22 protein-coding genes are annotated in these 22,986 nt (G+C 38.1%); 21 read left to right on the top strand and 1 reads right to left on the bottom strand.

Annotated features, from left to right (window positions below):
• From mutS to trxA, 18 genes are all read left to right on the top strand, one after another.
• Nucleotides 1-2,613 carry a DNA mismatch repair protein MutS gene (gene mutS / locus O0236_RS06150; protein ID WP_268913231.1) on the top strand — a complete coding sequence of 871 codons (2,613 nt, stop codon included), beginning with the start codon at nt 1-3 and terminating at the stop codon, nt 2,611-2,613.
• 9 nt (nt 2,614-2,622) lie between these two features.
• A complete protein-coding gene (mutL, locus tag O0236_RS06145) occupies nt 2,623-4,587 on the top strand; it encodes a DNA mismatch repair endonuclease MutL (protein ID WP_268913230.1) in 1,965 nt (654 codons plus the stop codon).
• A 52-nt stretch (nt 4,588-4,639) separates the two neighbouring features.
• Nucleotides 4,640-5,245, top strand: a complete 606-nt coding sequence (gene ruvA, locus O0236_RS06140; RefSeq protein ID WP_268913229.1) for a Holliday junction branch migration protein RuvA — start codon at nt 4,640-4,642, stop codon at nt 5,243-5,245.
• A 37-nt stretch (nt 5,246-5,282) separates the two neighbouring features.
• Entirely contained in the window at nt 5,283-6,278 is a 996-nt protein-coding gene (gene ruvB, locus O0236_RS06135; protein ID WP_372791798.1) for a Holliday junction branch migration DNA helicase RuvB, read from the top strand.
• A 7-nt stretch (nt 6,279-6,285) separates the two neighbouring features.
• The gene (queA, locus tag O0236_RS06130) at nt 6,286-7,341 is read left to right on the top strand and encodes a tRNA preQ1(34) S-adenosylmethionine ribosyltransferase-isomerase QueA (protein ID WP_268913227.1); all 1,056 of its coding nucleotides are present in this window, start codon (nt 6,286-6,288) and stop codon (nt 7,339-7,341) included.
• 18 nt (nt 7,342-7,359) lie between these two features.
• Nucleotides 7,360-8,502: a tRNA guanosine(34) transglycosylase Tgt gene (tgt, locus tag O0236_RS06125; RefSeq protein WP_268913226.1), complete on the top strand. Its 1,143-nt coding sequence runs from the start codon at nt 7,360-7,362 to the stop codon at nt 8,500-8,502.
• 90 nt (nt 8,503-8,592) lie between these two features.
• Complete coding sequence (gene yajC / locus O0236_RS06120) at nt 8,593-8,988, top strand: preprotein translocase subunit YajC (protein ID WP_372791795.1); 396 nt, start codon at nt 8,593-8,595, stop codon at nt 8,986-8,988.
• 82 nt (nt 8,989-9,070) lie between these two features.
• The gene (dinB, locus tag O0236_RS06115; protein WP_268913224.1) at nt 9,071-10,159 is read left to right on the top strand and encodes a DNA polymerase IV; all 1,089 of its coding nucleotides are present in this window, start codon (nt 9,071-9,073) and stop codon (nt 10,157-10,159) included.
• A 70-nt stretch (nt 10,160-10,229) separates the two neighbouring features.
• A complete protein-coding gene (locus O0236_RS06110) occupies nt 10,230-11,177 on the top strand; it encodes a DHH family phosphoesterase (RefSeq protein ID WP_268913223.1) in 948 nt (315 codons plus the stop codon).
• 8 nt (nt 11,178-11,185) lie between these two features.
• Entirely contained in the window at nt 11,186-12,544 is a 1,359-nt protein-coding gene (locus O0236_RS06105; protein WP_268913222.1) for a DEAD/DEAH box helicase, read from the top strand.
• Between the two features lie 275 nt (nt 12,545-12,819).
• Nucleotides 12,820-15,462 (top strand): alanine--tRNA ligase, encoded by a 2,643-nt coding sequence (gene alaS / locus O0236_RS06100; protein ID WP_268913221.1) that lies wholly within the window; start codon nt 12,820-12,822, stop codon nt 15,460-15,462.
• Nucleotides 15,463-15,556: 94 nt separating this feature from the next.
• Complete coding sequence (locus O0236_RS06095; protein WP_268913220.1) at nt 15,557-15,835, top strand: IreB family regulatory phosphoprotein; 279 nt, start codon at nt 15,557-15,559, stop codon at nt 15,833-15,835.
• A complete protein-coding gene (gene ruvX / locus O0236_RS06090) occupies nt 15,836-16,270 on the top strand; it encodes a Holliday junction resolvase RuvX (protein ID WP_268913219.1) in 435 nt (144 codons plus the stop codon).
• A gap of 15 nt (nt 16,271-16,285) precedes the next feature.
• Nucleotides 16,286-16,597 (top strand): DUF1292 domain-containing protein, encoded by a 312-nt coding sequence (locus O0236_RS06085; protein ID WP_268913218.1) that lies wholly within the window; start codon nt 16,286-16,288, stop codon nt 16,595-16,597.
• Nucleotides 16,598-16,671: 74 nt separating this feature from the next.
• Nucleotides 16,672-16,929: a cell division protein ZapA gene (locus tag O0236_RS06080; protein WP_268913217.1), complete on the top strand. Its 258-nt coding sequence runs from the start codon at nt 16,672-16,674 to the stop codon at nt 16,927-16,929.
• Nucleotides 16,930-16,931: 2 nt separating this feature from the next.
• Nucleotides 16,932-17,408, top strand: a complete 477-nt coding sequence (locus O0236_RS06075) for a CvpA family protein (RefSeq protein WP_268913216.1) — start codon at nt 16,932-16,934, stop codon at nt 17,406-17,408.
• Nucleotides 17,409-17,425: 17 nt separating this feature from the next.
• Complete coding sequence (locus tag O0236_RS06070) at nt 17,426-19,792, top strand: endonuclease MutS2 (protein WP_268913215.1); 2,367 nt, start codon at nt 17,426-17,428, stop codon at nt 19,790-19,792.
• 78 nt (nt 19,793-19,870) lie between these two features.
• Nucleotides 19,871-20,182, top strand: coding sequence for a thioredoxin (trxA, locus tag O0236_RS06065; protein WP_268913214.1), 312 nt, complete (start codon nt 19,871-19,873; stop codon nt 20,180-20,182).
• A 48-nt stretch (nt 20,183-20,230) separates the two neighbouring features.
• Here the strand turns inward: trxA and O0236_RS06060 are convergent, their stop codons facing one another.
• Nucleotides 20,231-20,737 carry a YslB family protein gene (locus O0236_RS06060; RefSeq protein ID WP_268913213.1) on the bottom strand — a complete coding sequence of 169 codons (507 nt, stop codon included), beginning with the start codon at nt 20,735-20,737 and terminating at the stop codon, nt 20,231-20,233.
• A gap of 130 nt (nt 20,738-20,867) precedes the next feature.
• Between O0236_RS06060 and murI the strand changes: the two genes are divergently transcribed.
• From murI to O0236_RS06045, 3 genes are all read left to right on the top strand, one after another.
• Complete coding sequence (gene murI, locus O0236_RS06055) at nt 20,868-21,656, top strand: glutamate racemase (RefSeq protein WP_268913212.1); 789 nt, start codon at nt 20,868-20,870, stop codon at nt 21,654-21,656.
• 208 nt (nt 21,657-21,864) lie between these two features.
• Nucleotides 21,865-22,458 carry an XTP/dITP diphosphatase gene (locus O0236_RS06050; protein ID WP_268913211.1) on the top strand — a complete coding sequence of 198 codons (594 nt, stop codon included), beginning with the start codon at nt 21,865-21,867 and terminating at the stop codon, nt 22,456-22,458.
• Nucleotides 22,455-22,982, top strand: a complete 528-nt coding sequence (locus O0236_RS06045) for a metallophosphoesterase (protein WP_268913210.1) — start codon at nt 22,455-22,457, stop codon at nt 22,980-22,982. Before O0236_RS06050 ends, O0236_RS06045 begins: the two co-directional genes overlap by 4 nt.
• Nucleotides 22,983-22,986 lie beyond the last annotated feature (4 nt).

The raw sequence follows: 22,986 nt of genomic DNA, 5'->3' as shown, positions 1-22,986 counted from the left end.
TTGGCAAAAACTGAAGTTACTCCGATGATGGAGCAGTATCAAAAAATTAAGGATCAGTATCCTGATGCATTTTTATTTTATCGACTAGGTGATTTCTATGAAATGTTCAATGAAGATGCCATCAAGGGATCACAAATCCTGGAATTGACGCTGACTAACCGAAATAAGAGTTCTAAAAACCCTGTACCAATGTGTGGAGTGCCACATAAAGCAGTTCAAAATTATATCGACATTTTAGTTGATCAAGGATATAAAGTCGCAATTTGTGAACAAATGGAAGATCCTAAGTTGGCTAAGGGAATGGTTAAGCGAGAAGTAATTCAGTTAGTGACACCAGGAACCCAATTTCAAACGGGCAGTCAAAACGCGAAGGACAATAACTATTTAACTGCTCTGACATACGATAGTGGCAGTCAGCATTATGGCTTTGCATACGCTGATTTATCAACTGGTGAACTAAAAGCGGCCGATTTAAGCACAACTGATGAAATAGTTAATGAAGTGGTTTCTTTATCCAGTAAAGAAACAGTTGTCTTAAGTGATAACTTACCCACAGAAATTTCTGAAACATTGACGAAGTTGGGAATTTTGATTTCTCATCAAGAAATTTTACCGACTAACTCAGCTACTAGTTATTTAAGCCAGGATATTGATAATGAAGTAGTGAAGCAGGTAGTAAAACTGCTGCTTTCATATATTGAAACTACTCAAAAGCGGAGTCTTGATCACTTAAAACGTGCAGAAATGTATGAACCATCTGATTTCCTAGAGATGGATCATAATTCTCAATATAACCTAGAGCTGGTTAGAAACATTCGTACTGGCAAAAAGCGAGGTACTTTGTTGTGGCTTCTTGATCAAACTAAAACCGCGATGGGTGGCCGGATGCTCAAGCAATGGATCGAACGCCCACTTGTTAACGAGGCTAAAATCGAGCAACGGCAAAATATCGTTGAAGTATTAGTTGATCATTTTTTTGAGCGTAATCAGTTACAAGACGAATTAGTTAGCGTTTATGATCTAGAGCGTTTATCTGGTAGAGTGGCGTTTGGTAGCGTGAATGGTCGTGATTTGATTCAATTGAAGTCATCTTTAATGCAAGTTCCTAAGGTTCAATATATATTGGAACAAGTTGCCACTAGTGATTTTGATGATTTATTAAAAGAATTAGTGCCATTGGATAATATTGTTGATCTAATTGATCGGGCAATCGCTGACGAACCACCAATTTCCGTGACGGACGGTGGGGTCATTAAAGATGGGTATAACGAACAGTTGGATCAGTATCGTGATGCAACTAACAATGCTCAACGATGGTTAGCTGACTTAGAGGCTAAAGAGCGTCAAATTACCGGAATCAGTACGCTAAAAGTTGGCTTTAATCACGTTTTTGGCTATTATATCGAAGTTACAAAAAGTAATTTAAACAAGATTCCTGAGAATCGTTATCAAAGAAAACAAACTCTTTCAAATTCTGAAAGATTTTCCACGCCTGAGTTAAAAGAAAAAGAAACTATGATTCTTGAAGCTCAGGAGCAGAGTAAAAATTTAGAGTATAAATTATTTGTTGAAGTTCGAGATCAGATTAAGGCAGCTATTCGTGACATTCAACGACTTGCTGATGCCATTGCTGTGGTTGACGTACTACAAAGCTTTGCGGCTGTGTCAGAAGAGTATCGATTTGTTAAACCAACTTTAATCAAAGGTCATGAAGTTGACATCATAGACGGTCGCCATCCAGTTGTTGAAAAAGTATTGGGACATCAGCAGTATGTTCCTAACGACGTCCAGTTGGATGATGATACGAACGTTTTATTGATCACTGGTCCTAACATGTCTGGTAAGAGTACTTACATGCGTCAATTGGCGTTAACGGTCATCATGAATCAAATTGGCTGCTTTGTGCCAGCTAAGAGTGCCAAAATGCCAATTTTCGACCAGATTTTCACACGAATCGGTGCTGCAGATGATTTAATATCTGGACAGAGTACTTTCATGGTTGAGATGCAAGAGGCAGATGATGCTATTAAACATGCGACACCTAATAGTTTGATTTTGTTTGATGAAATCGGTCGAGGAACTGCAACTTATGATGGAATGGCAATTGCTCAAGCAATTATTGAATATGTGCACAATAACATTGGTGCCAAGACATTATTCTCGACTCATTATCATGAATTAACTGTTTTGGATCAAACTTTGAAACAGTTAAAAAATGTGCATGTTGGAGCGACTGAAGCTAATGGCGAATTAGTATTTCTCCATAAAATTCAAATGGGCCCCGCTGATAAGTCATATGGTATTCACGTGGCCAAGTTGGCTGGTTTGCCACAAACGTTATTGGGCAGAGCTGAAACGATTTTGGATAATTTGCAGAATAACGATGATCAAACATTGGATGCTAAAGCAGCGACGAATGAACCGCAAGTCGAAACATCAATCAATAACGGTCATGCTGAGGAAGAACAAATTTCGTTGTTCCCAATGGATCAGGTTGATGAAAAGCAGGCAACTGTTATCAATCAAATCAAACAACTAGACTTGATGTCGAAAACACCAATGGAAATTATGAATCAAGTATATAAATGGCAGCAGAGGATAAAAAAGGACTAGGTGAGCAGAATGGCAAAAATCCATGAATTACCAACTATACTAGCTAATCAAATTGCTGCTGGAGAAGTGGTTGAACGGCCAGCTTCAGTAGTGAAAGAACTAGTTGAAAATGCGATTGACGCCAATAGTACTGAAATCAATATAACTATTGAAAATTCTGGCTTAAAGCTAATTAAGATAGTTGATGATGGCGATGGGATAGATCCTACTGAGGTAAAAACTGCCTTTTTACGTCACGCAACTAGTAAGATCAGTGAGCAACGAGACTTGTTTCGAGTTAGAAGTTTAGGCTTTCGAGGAGAAGCATTACCATCTATTTCATCAGTTGCTAAGGTTAGGATGCAAACTTCCACGGGTAACGAAGGTGTGGAAGTTGATTACCAGGGTGGCAAATTAGTCAGTGAAAAACCAGCTGAGGCCCGCAAGGGAACTACTATCGAGGTTTCTTCGCTGTTTTATAACACTCCAGCCCGACTAAAATATATGAGCTCCCCTAACACTGAATTAGCTCGAATTTCAGACATGGTGAACCGTTTGGCTGTTAGTCATCCAGAGGTCGCATTTTCGCTCACTAGCAACGGTAAAGAATTGTTAAGAACATCTGGTCGAGATAACCTCTTACAGGTGTTAGGAGCGATTTATGGAATGAAGACGGTTAGTAAGATGGTTAAGATATCCGCCAGTGATTTAGACATTCAGGTTAATGGATACGTAAGTTTACCAGAATTAACTCGCGCTTCTAGAAACTATATATCCTTGATTTTGAATGGCCGATACATTAAGAATTTCGGGTTAACAAAAGCCGTTATTTCTGGATATGGTTCAAAACTAATGATTGGGCGATACCCAATTTCTGTAATTGAAGTGAATGTCGATCCAGCATTGATTGATGTTAATGTTCATCCAACAAAACAAGAAGTCCGTATCAGCAATGAGACTGCAATATCAAGACTTGTTTATCAGGCTATCTCAACGGCTTTGGCAGATAAGCGACTGATTCCTGACGCAGCTGAATCATTCAAACAGTCTGTACCGACAAGCTCTGTTGTTGAAACGACTTTGGTGGATACGAATGAAACTGCTTCAAGTACTGTTACCCAGCCGGTCAAAGTTACTGAAGAGGATTCTCGGCCTTATGAGTTGCCGGATGAATTAACAGAACCAATCATCGTTAATGACAGACGTGAGCTAGATACTTCTGAAGTACATGCATTTGAAGGCCGGTTAGCTAATGAGCCGGACTCATTGCCAGTTTTTGTGGATATTCAAGCGCCATCAGAATTATCAATTGCTAATGACTCTCAACCTTTAAAGCCACAACAAGAACGTTTGGCAGAGATTGATGAAAATCACTTTGAATCAGGATTTCCTGATTTAAATTATATCGGTCAAGTTCATGGTACTTATTTGATTGCGGAAACCGCTGAAGGGATGTTTTTAGTTGATCAGCATGCTGCGCAAGAAAGAGTTAACTATGAATATTATCGTCAGAAAATTGGCGAGGTAAGTCCTGACCAGCAGAATTTATTGGTACCAATCATTCTAGATTACTCAACTACTGACTATCTGTTAATTACGGAAAAATTATCTATTCTCCAAGAATTAGGTATTTATCTGGAAGATTTTGGTCAAAACAGTTTTATTGTGCATCATCATCCAATGTGGTTTAAGGAAGGGCAAGAAGAATCAACGCTCAAAGAGATGATTGATTGGATTTTGAATGATCAAAAGATTTCGGTTGCTGCATTTCGAGAAAAAACAGCCATTATGATGAGTTGTAAGCGAGCAATCAAAGCTAACCATCATCTTGACGAGCGACAAGCCAAAGCCCTACTAAAACGACTACCTGAATGTGAAAATCCATATAATTGTCCTCATGGTCGACCAGTTTTGGTTAAATTCACCAATGAAGATATTGAAAAAATGTTTAAGAGAATTCAAGACCCACATAACACCAAGGAATCAATGATTTAAAATGCTAATGTGATACAATTTAATGGACAAATTTTAGAGACAGGGGAATACCATGTTTGAATTTATTCAAGGAATGATCGTAGATGTTGCTCCAGACCATATTGTTGTTCAAACAGGTGGAATTGGATACTACATCTATACGGCTGACCCATACCATTTTGAGGTGGGCACACCGGATGTGCGGGTTTATGTATACCAGTCAGTGAGTGAAAATGCTTTGCTGCTCTTTGGCTTCTTTGATGCTAAAGATAAACAATTGTTTTTAAAATTAATTGCTGTTTCAGGCATTGGTCCTAAGAGTGCATTGGCAATCCTAGCTGGGAATGACCGAACTGGATTAATCAGTGCGGTCAACGAAGGAAATGCTAAATTCTTAACTAAATTTCCTGGGGTTGGTAAGAAGACAGCCCAACAAATCATCTTAGACTTACAAGGCAAGCTTGGTGACATTGAAGCTAGCTTATTTGACGATCCTGTTGAAGAATCTCATGCCACCAATAAGCAACAGAGTACGGAATTACGCGACGCCATTCTAGCTCTTTCGGCGCTTGGTTATTCTTCTAAACAAGTTAGCGGGATTGAAGATGAAATGGCGGTCGAAGAGGGCCTATCAACTGACGAATATCTAAGCTTAGGTCTTAAATTATTAATGAAGTAGGAGGTGAATTTCTTTGAGTGATACAAATGATGAACGAATAATATCTTCTGACGTTGAGAATCCTGATGAAGAAGCAATTGAAATGTCGTTGCGACCACAGCTATTGAATCAATACATTGGTCAATCCGATATTAAAAATGAACTACAGGTTTACATTCAAGCAGCAACTCAGCGAGAAGAGTCATTAGATCATGTGTTACTCTATGGCCCACCAGGACTAGGTAAAACCACTTTAGCTATGGTCATTGCCAATGAAATGAAGGTAAATATTCGGACAACCAGTGGTCCCGCCATTGATAAACCGGGAGATTTACTTTCAATTCTAAATGAACTTCAGCCCGGTGATGTTTTATTTATTGACGAAATTCACCGATTACCAAAAATCGTTGAGGAAATGCTCTATTCTGCAATGGAGGACTTCTTCGTCGACATTATCGTTGGTCAAGGGCCTAGTGCACACCCAGTTCACTTTCCGTTGCCTCCATTTACCCTTATTGGTGCGACAACGCAAGCAGGCGCTCTCTCAGCACCGTTAAGGGATCGGTTTGGGATAGTTGCCCATATGAAGTATTACAGCCCTGAGGAGCTCGATAACATCGTTAAACGAACGGCGGATATTTTTAAGATTGCAATTTCTAGTGACGCGGCTTATGAAGTTGCTTTAAGGTCACGGGGAACGCCCAGAATTGCTAATCGGTTGTTAAAACGAATCAGAGATTTCGCACAAGTTTCAAGTAAAGATGGCATTGATATTGAGATTGTCCGATACGCATTGAACTTATTAAAAGTAGATAATCTTGGTTTAGATGACACTGATTTGAAACTATTAAAAACGATGATTGAATATTATGATGGCGGTCCTGTTGGTTTAAACACGTTAGCTGCCAACATTGGCGAAGAAACTGATACGATTGCTGAAATGTATGAACCATATTTAATGCAAATTGGCCTTCTTAAAAGAACTGCCCGCGGCCGAATGGTAACTGCAAAGGGATATGAACATCTGGGATATCCTGAAAATCCTAATAAATAGCTAATCCATGGAGGAAGACGAGTTGGAAAACAAATATACTCTCGAAGATTTTAACTATGATTTACCACAGGAATTAATTGCGCAAACTCCAATTAAAAATCGAGATACATCTAGATTATTAGTCTTAGATCGTCAGACAGGAGCAACCGAAGACCGTCATTTTTATGATATCCTGGATTACTTAAATCCTGGTGATGCTCTAGTGATGAATAACTCTAAAGTAATGCCAGCTAGGATATATGGCGAAAAGAAGGACACTGGTGGTCATGTTGAAGTTCTCCTATTACACAACATCGAAGGGGATCGATGGGAGACATTGATGAAGCCAGCGCGTAAATTCAAAGTTGGTTCCACAGTTTCTTTTGGGGATGGAAAACTCACTGCGGTTGTTACTAAAGAATTAGATCACGGTGGTCGAGAAATCGAATTCAAGTACGACGGTATTTTCATTGAAATCTTAAATGAGCTTGGTGAAACACCACTTCCGCCATATATTAAAGAAAAGTTATCCGATCCTGACCGATACCAAACCGTATATGCCCAGGAAATGGGCTCCGCTGCTGCACCAACCGCGGGTCTTCATTGGACTAAAGAGCTTTTACAGAAAGCAGAAGACAAAGGTGTCAAGCTAGTCTACTTAACACTTCATGTTGGTTTAGGAACTTTTAGGCCGGTGGATGAAGAAAACATTGAGGACCATAAGATGCACAGTGAATTTTATCGATTAAGTGATGAAGCCGCTGAAGCTTTAAATGCTGTGCGAGATGGTGGTGGTAAAATCGTTGCCACTGGGACGACTTCAATTCGTACTTTGGAAACAATTGGCTCAAAATTTAATGGTGCAATCAAAGCTGATTCAGGCTGGACTGATATTTTTATTAAGCCAGGTTACGAATGGAAAGTCGTCGATTCATTTATTACGAACTTTCATTTGCCAAAGTCGACTCTGGTTATGCTAGTCGCTTCATTTACTGGTAAAGATAATATTTTGAATGCATATCATCACGCAATTGAAGAAAAGTATCGATTCTTTAGTTTTGGGGATGCTATGTACATTCATTAATTTTAGGAGGATGCTTTTATGCAACCAGCGATTACATATCGCCTAATCAAGAAAGAAAAGCACACTGGCGCCCGCCTTGGGGAAATAACTACCCCTCATGGTACTTTCAGAACACCGATTTTTATGCCAGTTGGAACACAAGCTACTGTAAAAACATTGTCACCTGAAGAACTTGAAGATATGCACGCTACTATCATTCTGGCCAACACTTACCATCTTTGGTTGAGACCGGGTGAGGACATCGTCGAAGAGGCTGGCGGTCTTCATAAGTTCATGAATTGGAACAAGGGAATTTTGACCGATTCTGGAGGATTTCAAGTCTTTTCATTAGCTAAAAATCGTGATATCACCGAAAAAGGGGTCACTTTTAAGAACGAAATTAACGGTGCCAACATGTTTTTATCTCCAGAAAAAGCAATGGCAATTGAAAATGCCTTAGGGCCTGACATCATGATGAGTTTGGATGAATGTCCACCTTATTTTGAAAGTTATGATTATGTCAAAAAGTCAGTTGAACGGACTTCCCGTTGGGCCGAAAGAGGCCTAAAGGCCCATAAGAACCCAGATTGGCAAGGACTATTCGGTATCGTTCAAGGTGCGGGATTTGAAGACCTAAGAAAACAATCTGCTCGTGATTTGGTGGGACTGGATTTTCCAGGATATTCAATAGGTGGTTTATCAGTAGGTGAATCTAAATCCGAAATGAACCGGGTTCTAGATTTTACTGCTCCGCTATTACCGGAAAATAAACCACGTTATTTGATGGGTGTCGGGGCAACTGACTCGCTGATCGATGGAGTTATCCGCGGAGTTGACATGTTTGATTGTGTCTTACCAACTAGAATCGCTCGACGTGGAACAGTCATGACGTCACATGGTCGATTGGTTGTGAAAAATGCTAAGTACGCTCGCGATTTTACTCCAATGGATGATCAATGTGATTGTTATGCTTGTCGAAATTACACTAGAGCTTATATCCGCCATTTGATCAAGGCGGATGAGACATTTGGTATGCGTTTATGTTCTTTGCATAATTTACATTACCTGATTAACTTGATGAAGCGGGTTCAACAAGCCATTATTGACGATAATCTTTTGGATTTAAGGGCGGAAGTATTCGAACAATATGGATACAATGAACCAAATCCAAAAAACTTTTAGGTGTAGACCTTTTCGAGTTAATTTGTTAAAGTTGAAAGTATGAGAATAAGTGGGGTGAAATAATTGAATAGTTCAGTATACTCAATCTTAATGATTGTTGTGTTATTTGGTTTAATGTATTTCTTTATGATTCGACCACAACGTAAGCAAGAACAAAAGCGTCGTGAGGAACTTTCTCGGGTAAAGCCTGGGGACCAAGTTGTTACAATTGGCCGTTTACACGGGGTTGTTGATGAAATAAATAATACAGAAAAAACAGTTACACTTGATTGTGATGGTATCTACTTGGTATTTGATTTAAGTGCAATTGCTCAAATCAAACAACCTGCTGTTGCAGCACCAGCTGCTAGCAACAATGCCACTGTAAGTGAACCAGCACAACCTGCTGATGATCAAACTGTTGCTAATGATTCTGAATCAACTGATAGCAGTAAAACAGCATCTTCTGATCAACCAGAAGACAACAATTCAGATGAAACTAAATAATTAAGAAAATAAGCAGAAATGCTTATTTTTTTTGCTTGTAAAAGAACACACGTTCTTGTAAACTAACTATGAGTTGATGATAATGAAAAATAAAAATCGTAAAATAATTCATGTTGATATGGACGCCTTCTATGCCTCAATCGAGGAGTTGTTGGATCCAACTTTAAAAAATAAGCCGTTGGTTGTTGCACAAGATCCCAGAAAAACTGGTGGTCATGGTGTGGTGGCAACGGCTAGTTATAATGCTCGCAAGTATGGTATTCATTCTGCGATGAGTTCCATGGAAGCACTAAAGTTATGCCCAAATGCAGTTTTTCGATTTTCTGGATTTGATTTTTACCGAAAATACTCTGCAATTATTCATGAAGTGTTTAATGAGTATACTGACATTGTTGAGTCTTATGCGCTGGATGAGGCTTATTTAGATGTCACTAAAAATAAGCTTGAAATAGATGATCCGATCCAAGTTGCTAGAGAGATCCAAACTAAAATTTGGCAAAGAACTAAGCTAACTTGTTCAGTGGGGGTATCGTATTCCAAATTTTTGGCTAAGGAAGCCTCTGATTATGCTAAACCTGCGGGAATTACGATTATTGACCATAAAGATGCTTTAGAATTTTTGGCCAACCTATCAATTAAAAAATTTCGTGGAGTTGGTAAAAAAACGGTTCCTAAGATGCATGAGTTAGGAATTAATAATGGGGCTGATTTGTTAGAATGGGAGCAATTGGATTTAATTAAATATTTTGGTAAATTCGGCCACGTTTTGTATGAACGGGCTCGCGGAATTGATAACCGTCCTGTTGAGGCCAATCGAATTAGAAAATCAATCGGCAAGGAAAGAACGTACGGAACTGTTCTAGTTACTGATGATGAGGTGCAAACTGCATTGAGCAAAATTTCTCAGCTGGTTGCGAGGGAAGTCATTAAACAAAAAAAGCATGGCAAAACATTAGTATTAAAAATTAGATTCTCTGACTTTGTTACTTATACAAAAAGAATTAGCTTTGACCGATATATTAATAATGATGAAACTGAATTTTTTTCTCTGGCTACTGAATTATTGGAAGAAGTTCCGGAAGTCAGTCCTGACAGGGGTGTTCGGCTACTCGGAATTACGATTACAAACCTTGATGACTTAAGTTATGAAAATTTAGACTTATTTAAGTAAGTTTGCTTTAACATTCTTAATCAAATAAGATATACTAAAGTGTTCTATTAAAAGGCGAGAGGTAATAACGATGGTTGAAAAAAAACAAATTCTCGAATTAATTAAGCAATATCAGACAATAATTATTCATCGACATAAACGTCCCGATCCTGATGCGATCGGTTCACAAATGGGTTTAGCTGAAATTTTGAAAGCTTCTTTCCCAGAAAAAAATATTTTCTGTGTTGGTAAGCAATATGCCAGTTTTGACTGGATAGGTAAAGTTGATGAAGTTACAGATGATCAGTACAAAGATGCCTTGGTAATTATAGTTGACACCGCTAATCAGCCTCGGGTTGATGATGAGCGTTATTCAACTGGTAAGGCCATGATCAAGATCGATCATCATCCAAATGATGATGCCTTTGGTGATATTCAATGGATCGAAGATCAAGCATCAAGTACATCGGAACTCATCTATGACTTCTTTGATGCTAATAGTGATGAATTAAAAATGACTGATAACGCTGCGAGAGTCCTTTATGCTGGAATTGTTGGCGATACAGGTAGATTTATGTATCCTGCCACTTCTTCTCATACATTCGAGGTTGCTAGTAAATTAACCGGTCATAGCTTCAGCGCAGCCGAAGTAAATCAAATCGAGGATGAAATCGATATTCCGCTGGCTCGCCTTTCTGCATATGTATACTCGAATTTAAATATTCTTGATAGTGGTGCTGCTTATTTGGTATTAACTGATGAAGTACTCGAACCATTTAATCTTGGGGATGAAAGCACATCTGCTATTGTGCCATTGCCAGGAAGAATTACTGATGTGGATGCTTGGGCAATCTTTGTTCAACAAAAGGATGGCGGATTTAGAATTCGCTTGAGATCAAAGGGACCAGCAATTAATGAATTGGCCAAAGAGTATGGCGGTGGCGGCCACGAATTAGCAAGTGGTGCAGTCGTAGAGAATGCAGAACAAATTAACGAATTTATGAAGAAGTTAGATACATTAGTTTCCGAAAGCAAATAGGAGAATATATGACAGAATTTTCAGATTTTAATCTCAAACCATTTTTAATGGCAGCCTTAAAAGAAAAAGGTTTTAAACAACCTACATCTGCTCAGACAAAGTTAATTCCAATTGTTATGTCAGGCAGAGATTTAGTGGGACAATCAGCCACTGGTAGTGGTAAGACGCATGCGTTCTTACTACCTATTTTTAATAAATTGGATCCAAATTCAGATAAGACTCAGGCCGTTATTACTACACCTAGTCGGGAATTGGCTTACCAAATAATCGAGGATGCTAAGCAACTTGCTAATCATTCTGATACTCAAATCACCATCGGATCATACGTTGGTGGAACTGATAAGAATCGCCAAATTGAAAAATTAAAGCATGAACAACCAGATATCGTTATTGGTACCCCCGGAAGAATCTGGGACTTGATTGCTGGTCAACATCTCGATATTCATAACGCTCATCAATTTGTTGTTGATGAAGCTGACATGACTTTGGACATGGGATTCTTGGATATCGTTGATAAGATTGCTAGCAGCTTCGGTAAAGAAGTTCAAATGATGGTATTCTCAGCAACTATTCCTCAAAAGGTAAACATCTTTTTGAAGAAGTACATGAACAATCCGGTCGTAGAAGAAATTCCAGTTTCCACAATTATCAGTCCAACGATTGATAACTGGTTGATTTCTACAAAGGGAAAAGATAAGAACCGGTTGATTTATGAATTGTTGACCATCGGTGAACCATACTTAGCGTTAGTATTTGCTAATACCAAAAATCGAGTTGAAGAAATTGCTGCGTTCTTGAAGGGTCAGGGCTTAAAAGTTGCCATGATTCATGGTGGAATTCAACCTCGAGAACGTAAACAAATAATGCGTCGAATCAAGAAACTTGAATTTCAATTCGTTGTTGCTACTGATTTGGCTTCTCGAGGAATTGATATCGAAGGAGTTTCTCACGTTATCAATGATGATATTCCAGATGATTTAGAGTTCTTTATTCACCGTGTTGGAAGAACTGGTCGTAACGGTATGTCAGGAATTTCCATTACTCTCTACACCCCTGATGAAGAGGATGAGATCAGTGAATTGGAAACTATGGGTATCAAATTTAAGCCTAAAGCGGTTAAGGATCATGAAGTAATTGACACATATGATCGTAATCGTCGTGCTACTCATAAGAAGAAGCAAGAGAAACTTGATCCCACAATGATCGGAATGATCAAGAAGAAGAAAAAGAACATCAAGCCTGGGTATAAACGCCGAATTAAGATGAATCTTGCTCGTAAAGACGAAATGGATCGTCGAGTTAAGAAGCGTGAAGAACAACGTGCTAAGCGAAAGCAAAAGAAGCAAAGCTCAACGCGTTATCGTTAGAGCGATTATTGACAGATTATTGGCAAAAAAGTATAATTTTTGTGACTGAAGAACATGTTTAGCTATGGTCTTTTTAAGAAAAGTTTTGGTTGATGAGAAAAACTACTGACCTCGTTGAATGCTATCTTCAAATTAATGTCAAACGCAAATCCTACGTTATAGGAAATAAAAAGTGGTTACGAAACATCGTTGCAATTAGAGTGGTACCGCGTCCTTAATGAGGCGTCTCTTCTAAATGCAACGGTGTTTTATTTTTGGTAAGGAGAAATTATACAATGAAAGAATTATCGAGTGGCCAAATTCGCCAAATGTATTTGGAATTTTTCAAAGAAAAGGGACATTCAATTGAACCCAGTGCTTCACTGATTCCGGTTGATGACCCAACATTATTGTGGATCAACTCTGGAGTTGCCACGATGAAAAAGTATTTCGATGGATCTGTTGTTCCAAAGAATCCTCGAATGACGAGTTCTCAAAAATCAATTCGTACAAATGATATTGAAAACGTTGGTAAGACACCCCGACATCACACTTTATTTGAAATGCTTGGTAACTTTTCAGTCGGTGATTACTTCAAAAAAGAAGCTATCACTTGGGCATTTGAATTATTAACTTCTCCTGATTGGTTTGGTTGGGATCCTGATAAACTTTATATGACTGTTTATCCTAAAGATACTGATGCCAAAAAATTCTGGGAAGAAGTTGGTGTTTCTCCGGATCACATCATCGAAGTTGAAGATAATTTTTGGGACATTGGTCAAGGACCTTCAGGGCCTGATTCAGAAATTTTCTATGACCGTGGAGAATCATTTAACAATCTTGCCGCAGATGATCCAGAAAATTATCCTGGCGGTGAAAATGAGCGCTATCTAGAAGTTTGGAACATTGTATTCTCACAATTCAACCATACTCCAGAAGGTACTTATGAACCTCTTCCAAGAAAGAACATTGATACGGGAATGGGATTAGAACGTGTCGTTTCTATTTTCCAAAATGCTAAAACTAATTTTGAAACAGACTTATTTTTGCCAATGATTCATGAAGCAGAGAAATTAAGTGATAACAAACAATATGGCAAAGACCATAAGCTTGATCAAAGTTTTAGAGTGATTGCTGACCATGCCAGAGCTATTACTGTGGCCATTGGTGATGGTGCGATTCCTTCTAATGAAGGTCGCGGATATGTTATTCGTCGACTTATCAGACGTGCTATTGTCAACGGACAAAAGCTCGGAATCAATGAATCATTCCTTTATAAACTGGTTCCAATTGTTGGTGAGACTTTAAAATCTCATTATCCAGAAGTTTTGGAACAAAGCGATTACATCTCTAAAGTGGTTCAGTCTGAGGAAGATCGTTTCAACGAAACTTTGGCTGGTGGTTTGAAGCTATTGAACGAAGTTATTGAAGCTGCCAAACAAAATGGTTCTAACATGATTGATGGTGCAACAGCATTCAAACTTTACGATACTTATGGTTTCCCATTAGAATTAACTCAAGAATCTGCTGCTGACGCAGGTATAAAGGTTGATGAAGATGGATTTAGCGCAGAAATGCAAAAACAAAAAGACCGTGCTCGTAGTGCTCGTAGCAATGCTAAATCAATGGGCGTTCAGAGAGATTTATTAATTGAAATTAAGGATCAAAGTGAGTATGTTGGTTATAATCAATTAGAAGTCAATGATGCCAAGGCAGTTGTTCTAATTGAGAATGAAAAATTAGTTGAAGAAACTAAGTCCGGCGAAGCTGAAGTTATTTTTGATAAAACACCATTCTATGCTGAAATGGGTGGCCAAGTCGCTGATAAGGGTGATATTTTCAATGAAGATGGTGACAAAGTTGCTGAAGTCATTGATGTTCAACACGCTCCTAATGGTCAAAACTTGCACACAGTTAACTTATTACAACCTTTGAAGAAGGGTGCAACATACATTCTTAAGGTTGATGAAGCTTTCCATAGTAAGGTTGAGAAAAATCATACAGCTACTCATTTATTGGACCAAGCGCTAAGAAATGTTCTTGGCGGTCATACTCAACAAGCAGGTTCATTAGTTGAACCTGGTTATCTTAGATTTGACTTTAACCATTTCGGTTCAGTTACTTCTGAAGATTTACAACGAGTTGAAGATCTAGTTAATGAACAAATCTTTAAAGAGCTTGATGTGAAAACAACTATTACTGATCCAGAGACCGGTAAAAAGATGGGTGCCATTGCACTTTTCAGTGAAAAATATGGTGACCAAGTTCGGGTTGTTAGCATCGGTGATTTCTCTATTGAATTCTGTGGTGGTACTCACGTTAAGAACACTAACGAGTTAGGCTTGTTCAAGATTTTATCTGAATCTGGTGTCGGTGCTGGAGTTAGAAGAATTGAAGCAGTTACCTCAAAGGAAGCCTTCGAATTCTTAAATGATGAAGAACATACTTTAAAACAAATCGCTGGGAAACTTAAGGTTACTCAAATTAAAGAAGTTACTAATCGAGTTGATCAACTTCAACAACAAGTAAAAGAACTTGAACAAAAACAAGCTTCATTAGAAGCTAAGATGGCTGCTCAACAAGCTCAGGATGTCTTCGGAAATGCTCAAACCGCTGGTAAGTACACGATTATTACTGGGGTAATCAAAGACTCAGGAATGGATCAATTGAGACAATTGGCTGATACATGGCGTGATAAGAAGCTTTCTGATGTCTTAGTTCTTGGTACTGGTAAGGGCGATAAGGCTAACTTGATCGTAGCAACTAGTGAAGATGGCGTCTCTGCTGGTTTATCTTCTGCTAATTTGATTAAAGCAATCTCCAAAAACATTCAAGGTGGCGGTGGTGGCCGACCTAACATGGCACAAGCTGGTGGTAAAAAGCCTGCTGGTCTAGAAGCCGCAATGAATGATGCAGTTGATTGGTTAAGTGAACAATAATTTATTTTCAAACAATTTGGTTACCATGATTGTAGTTTCCAAGCTTATCGGTTAAAATTAATTCAAATGACTTTTAGTCATAGAGGTGAATTATATGAACTCATTAGATAAAACCATGTTTTTTGATTTCAGTGATGATCAGAAAAAGGATGTTCGGGATACGTTGTTAACGGTGTACCGCTCCTTAGAGGAAAAGGGTTATAATCCATATAACCAAATTGTGGGTTATTTGATTTCAGGTGATCCTGCATACATTCCCCGTAATCTTGACGCTAGGAATTTAATTCGTCGTCATGAACGTGATGAGATTATCGAAGAACTAGTGCGCTTTTATCTAGATAATCATCCCAACGAAAGTAAGGAAACGAATTAAATGAAGATAATGGGTCTAGATGTTGGTTCCAAGACCGTTGGTGTTGCAGTTAGTGATGCATTTGGCTGGACTTCGCAAGGTGTTGAAATCGTGCGAATTAATGAAGATGAGGGCGAGTTTGGTTTAGACCGAATCGCAGAGCTTGTTGACGAACTTCAAATCGGTGGTTTTGTTCTTGGCTTGCCCAAAAACATGAATAATACCCTCGGTGATCGCGCTCGAGCTTCGCAAGAATATGGCAAGATGCTGAGTGATAAATTCAAATTGCCAGTTGATTTTGAAGATGAACGTTTGACTACTGTGGAAGCACAAAGAATGCTTACCGAAGAGGCTGACGTCTCACGGAAGAAACGGAAAAAAGTTATTGATAAGCTTGCGGCTAGTTTGATTCTACAGAATTACCTAGATCGTAAAGGAAAACTAACACAAATATAAAGGGGTACTATATTAATGGCAGATGAACCTATTCAACAACAAATTACGCTAGTTGACGAAAACGGCGACGAACAATTATATGATGTCTTATTCACATTTAAATCAGAGGATTTCGATAAATCATACATCTTGATTTACCCAACTGGTAAAAGCGATGATGAAGAAGTTGATATTCAAGCTTATGCATTACCTAAGGATGATGATCCATCAGATCCCCAAGGTGGAGAACTTCAGTTAATTGAAACTGATGAAGAATGGGACATGATTGAGGAAGTTTTAAATACTTTCCTTCACGGTGATGATGACGAAGATAACAAAGAAGAATAGTTGTTAAAATGGATTGGGAGTAGAAATTTTTTCGACTCCCAGTCTTTTTTAATTGAGTTTAGGAGTGAAAATTCTTGGAAAATGAAAAGAGAAGGTTTAAGGCAACGATTGATGGTAAGCCATATATCTTCATTGGTTCCGGCTCATATGAACATATGCAGGCTACCGCTGATTTGTTAAATGAACAATTAACACAAATTAAGGAACAATTACCTAACACTAGCAAAGATGATCGCGCAATTTTGACAGCTTTTAATGCTATCTCCAATCAATTATCAATGAAGGAAGATGCGGCGAAACGATCAGGCTCTGCGGTAGATCAGGAGAAGTAAAGATGATTTTAGATTTAATCATTGTTGCCATTCTGGTATTGAGCTTTACTGCTGGATACCGTCGGGGATTTGTTGCCGAATTTTTGAATTTAGTTGGCTTTATATTTGCTTTGGCACTTGCTTGGCGATACACTGCCAATGTCTCTGATTGGATAGTTAATCAATTTAATTTAACTGATCAGCACAGACTGGTATATTGGATTTCATTTTTAATTATTTATACACTAGTTTGGCGGGTAATTATGTTATTGAAGAGAGTAATTAGTCCAGCCACGAGAATTGTAGTTTTAAAACAGGTAAATGCGATTTTTGGTGGTGTAATTAGGCTATTAGTAGCCTATTTATTTGTCTTTGCAGGATTAAATTTACTTTTACTATTTAGCGAGCCTGTCAAGGAACAATATCAAGAGTCTTACGTTGCCAAATACATTGTAAGGTCTGCGCCACAACAAATTGATCATGTAGTTGATAACGCTTAGAAAAAGGGGCGAAATAATTGAACTCTAAAGTATTCACAACACTTGAATACAGTAAAATAAAAGATCAAATTAATACATTCTTGGTTACAGATGCTGGTCGTGATCAACTAGCAACACTGACGCCTAGCTCTGATTATGATCAAGTTAATGAATGGCTGAAGGAAACTGCCGATGGGGCTGACATTGTCAGACTAAAGGGCGAGATTCCAATTCCTAATTTGACTGAAATAGCACCATTTTTGAAGCGATTGAATATTGAAAATGCTTCATTGTCAGGGACGGAATTAGCCCAAATTAAGAAATTGTTAGTTTCATTGAAAGTGGTTGTAGATTTCTTTGACGATTTAAAAACGAATCAAGTGACACTTAGATTAATCGACCAATTAGTTGAACAATTAGATTTGATGCCGGAAATCACTGCCAACCTGGTCAGATCGGTTGATGACGATGGTCGTATTTTGGATGGTGCATCCAGTGAATTAAGATCGATTCGCAGATCAATTCAAAGAACGCAAACTAATATCCGTTCTAGAATGGATAAGTTCATCAAAGGTCCTGATTCCAAGTATTTGAGTGAAACAATTATTACGGTTCGTGATGATCGTTTTGTTATTCCCATTAAAGCTGAATATAAACAAAAATTTGGCGGAATCGTTCATGACCAAAGTGCTTCGGGGCAAACCTTGTATGTTGAACCAAGTGGTGTTGTCGAGAGTAACAATGAGTTGCGACGATTACAACTATCTGAACGTGAAGAAGAACGAAAAATTTTAATCGAATTAACTGAGAGTCTTAGACCATATACAGAAACTTTAAAGGAAAATATGCACTTGATGGGCCACTTAGATTTCGTGAACGGTAAAGCTAAGTACGCTCACAGTGTTAAGGCAACATTACCAATATTGTCTAACAATAATGAAGTTAAATTACGTAAGGCTCGTCATCCGTTAATTGACATCAATAAGGTCGTTCCAAACGATATTGCCATTGGTAGTGATTACCGTTCCATTATTGTCACTGGACCAAACACCGGTGGTAAAACCATTACGATCAAAACTATTGGCTTAATTCAATTAATGGGTCAGTCAGGTTTATTTATTACTGCTAATGAAGAGAGCCAAATTGGAATTTTTGATGATGTGTTCGCTGATATTGGCGATGATCAATCAATTGAGGCCAATTTGAGTACTTTCTCTTCACATTTGGATAATATTATTTCTATTCTTGATCAGATAACTGATCGATCATTAGTTTTGTTAGATGAACTTGGTGCCGGAACCGATCCTAAGGAAGGTGCTGCACTGGCTATGGCTATTATTGATGCCATCGCTGACAAGTCATCTGAGTTGATTGCGACAACCCATTATCCAGAGTTAAAGGCATTTGCATATGATCGTCCAAATACCATTAATGCTTCTATGGAATTTGATGTCGAAACGTTGAAGCCCACATATCGACTAATGATTGGTGTTCCTGGACAAAGTAATGCGTTAAACATTGCGGAAAAATTGGGTTTGCCACAGTTAATTATTGATAAGGCTAGATCGTTCACAGACGATACTAATCAAGATATCAACAATATGATTTCTGAGTTGACTGAGCAAACTAGGCGAGCCAGAATTGAGGCCGAGGACTTAGAAAGTCAATTGAATTCAGCTGAGGAACTTCATAGTGAATTAAAAGAGCAATTTGATAAATATCAAAATAGTAAAGAAAAGTTGATAGAAAATGCTCGGGTCGAAGCTAATCAGGTGGTTGACAAAGCTAAGCAACAAGCTGATGAAATTATTGATGATCTTCACAAGAAGCAAGCTCGTGCCGGCCAAGCAGCTGTTAAAGAAAATGAATTAATGGATGCTAAAGGCGCTTTGAACGCATTAGAAGTAGAACCAAACCTTAAGAAGAACAAAGTCCTTAAACGAGAAAAGAAAAAGCATGATTTTCGTAAGGGTGATGAAGTGTTGGTTAAATCCTACGGTCAACGCGGGACATTGATTGAGAAGCAACGGGATGGATCTTGGGAAGTTCAATTAGGTATCTTGAAGATGAAGATTGATCCTAATGATTTAGAGAAGGGTCAAGCTACTCCAGAAGAAAAATCTAAGTATCGTCCACGGGTTTCGCGGACTCGTTCAAGTGGTATTTCACCAACCTTGGATTTAAGGGGCGAAAGATATGAAGAAGCGATGAGTCGATTAGACCAATATATTGATTCAGCATTATTAGCAGGTTACCCAACGGTTACTATCATTCATGGTAAGGGGACTGGAGCCCTCAGAAGTGGAGTTAACGACTTCTTGAAGAGTCATCCTCGGGTAGCTAGTTTTGGCTATTCAGCCCCTAATGCTGGTGGTGATGGTTCCACAGTTGTGAAGTTCAAATAATGTGTTGTAGGCAATTAACTTGATTTTTAGTTAATTGTTGGTATGATTATATGAGTAACTTAAAAGGAGGTAGCTTTTATGGTAAGTGAAACAACTGATAAAACATTTGAAAGCGATACTGCTCAAGGCGTAACGCTAACTGATTTTTGGGCAACATGGTGTGGTCCATGTAGAATGCAATCACCAGTTGTCGAGGAATTGGCTACGGAAATGGATAACGTAACATTCAACAAAATGGATGTTGATGCTAATCCTGATACACCGCAATCATTTGGAATTATGAGCATTCCAACACTGTTAATTAAAAAAGACGGTGATGTAGTGGATACTGTAGTTGGCTACCACTCAAAAGAACAATTAAAGAAGATTCTTGATCAATATACTGATTAAATAAAAACGGGTAGACCTTAGTGGTCTACCCGTTTTTTATTTAGGTTGTTATTCAGTATCGGCAGCATCTGCATGTTTAATTTCAAAAAAATCATCGGGAATAATGGCATCGATTGGTTGTTCATCGCTTGATGAAACTCGGATTGTGATAATGCCCTTTTTAATATTCCGTTTAATGTTTTCTGCCTCTGATTGCTTGTTAGAAATAAATTCAACTAGTTGGGCTATCAAACCGCATTCAAGTTGAAAATCGGCATCAGCATCGTTACTCAAGCGAGTTTTGATGATTTCACCGGTAATTTCAAAGTCCATTTGGTTTTTCGATTCTTTGGTTAATGCAAGATTTCCAAATCCAAATTGTGCAAAGAAATTGATAATGTCATCGACTGACTTTAAACGATAATTTCGTCCCAACCGTTTGCCGGCCCAATAAAGAATTTCGTGAGCTTCATCACCAAGAATTTCTGTAAGCAAATCATCGCGAAGAAGGGTTTGTCCAAGAAGATGTGATAATTCAGGATCGTTAAGCATTTGTTCGTATGTTTTGCTATTCATTTTCTAATCTCCATTGATTCGAAATTTAATATAAATATTATACAATATTTTTCAATAAACAAAGTCATTGGTTGAATGTCTTTAAGAAATGTTTGATAATTATAAGTAGACTAAGTAAAGAAGTGATTCGATGGATAATAGAAAAATTGGAGTTATGGACTCCGGTATTGGCGGATTGACCGTGTATGATCAATTGCAAAAAGTCTTGCCAAATGAACAATTTATTTATGTTGGGGACCAAGCTAATTTACCTTATGGTGAAAAGTCGGCTGAACAAGTTTATGAATTGACCAGAAGAATCGCTGACTATTTTGTTGACCAGGATGTTAAAGCGATGGTGATTGCTTGTAATACGGCCACTGCTGCTGCATACGAGCGTTTGAAAGACGAACTACCAATTCCTGTAATTGGTGTCATTCAACCGGGTGCAGATACTGCTCTGTCAACATCTAAGAATCATTCCATTGGGGTTATTGCTACCAATGGAACTGTTAAATCTGGTGATTATGAACGAATCATAAAAAATGCTGGAGATTTTGAAGTTATCTCACAAGGATGCCCAGATTTTGTTAGTTTAGTAGAAAATGGTGAAGCAGGAAGTGCTCATTCATTTGATTTGGTTTCACAACAGTTAGGTTCATTTAAAGATTCCGATATTGATACAATGATTTTAGGATGTACTCATTTTCCTGTAATCAGTGCAGAAGTAGCGGCTGCTTTACCTGGCGTAACGTTGGTAGATCCTGGAGTAGCGACGGCTACACAGGTTGCAGACTTGTTAACTAAAAAAGATGCACTAACGAGTTTGAAACAAAATGTTGCTGATACTTTTTATACAACAGGCAACGTGGATGACTTTGTTAAAGTTGCAGATAATTTTCTGGAAAGTAAAATTACTGCTGATCATATTGAATTATAAAGTTAGGAATTGGTGGAATTATCTACCAATTCTTTTTTTCTGAACATTTATGGGAGCCCTCAGATTGTATCAAGCTCAAAAATTTCGAAAATTGTTTGAAAAAAGTGAATTATTTTTGATCTGCGCTTCTCATGAGTTGTAATTTGTTATAATGACGACGGACACGCAATTAAGAATATAATTGTTTAATTTGAATAGAGGAAAGACTATGAATAAACCCACTGAAATTATTATCGCTTCTCAAAATCAACATAAAATCTCTGAAATTAAATCTGCTTTATCTAAGTTTGATGTCAAAATCAGTTCTCTTAACGATTATGCTGAAGTTGGACCAATTAATGAAAATGGTAATTCGTTTGAAGAGAATGCAGAAATCAAGGCCCGAGCAGTTATGAAAGTAGTTAATAAACCAGTTGTTGCTGATGATTCTGGCTTAGTTGTTGACTCATTAAATGGAGAGCCAGGGATCCATTCCGCTCGCTACGCTGGGGATCACGACGATGCTGCAAATAATAGTAAGTTAATGCGTGAATTAAAAGGCAAAGATCGTTCAGCTTATTTTAAGACTGTCTTGGTATATTTATCTCCGGAAGGTGATAAGATGACGGCTGAAGGTATCGTGAATGGCCAAATACTTACGGAGGCAAGAGGGGACAACGGATTTGGATATGATCCTTATTTCTTGGTTCCTGATAGTCAAAAATCAATGGCTGAGATGACGGTTGACGAGAAAAACATGATTAGTCATCGTGGTCGGGCCATCAAGCAATTAGTTGCTAAATTAGATGAGGCTTGGTCATGAACAAAATTTTAGTTGTCAGTGATAATCACGGTGATCAACAGATTTTAAGAGATATTCACGCTGAATTTGTGGGACAAGTTGATTATTTTTTTCACTGCGGAGATTCAGAATTATCCAAGGAATCTGACCTGGTAGACCAGTTCTTGGTAGTTAAGGGTAATATGGACTTCGAGGATTTTCCAATCGAGAGACTCGTCCCATTAGATGATGTCACTATTTATCAAACCCATGGCCATCTAAAAAATGTTAACTCGAGTTTCTTGAATTTAGTTTTAACTGCTGAGGCAAAAGGTGCTGGCTTAGTTTTGTTTGGCCATACTCATCAGTTAATGTGTACTGCTAGCTCAGGAGTGTTGCTGGTTAATCCCGGAAGTATTTCTCAACCTCGAGGAGAATTTCAAAGTATTGGTGGGACGTTCTGTACCATCGAAATTACGCCAAAAGAATTTGTTGTAGATTACTATAATCGTGAGATGCATTTAGTTCCAGATTTGCATTTTCAGTTTGACCGTCGTGATTTATAAAGGA

Origin of the sequence: Lentilactobacillus sp. SPB1-3 (genome assembly GCF_026913205.2) — a bacterium.
Classification (GTDB): Bacteria; Bacillota; Bacilli; order Lactobacillales; family Lactobacillaceae; genus Lentilactobacillus; species Lentilactobacillus terminaliae.
Note: the sequence above shows the minus strand (reverse complement) of the source record. Positions and strands in the feature narration are given on the sequence as shown.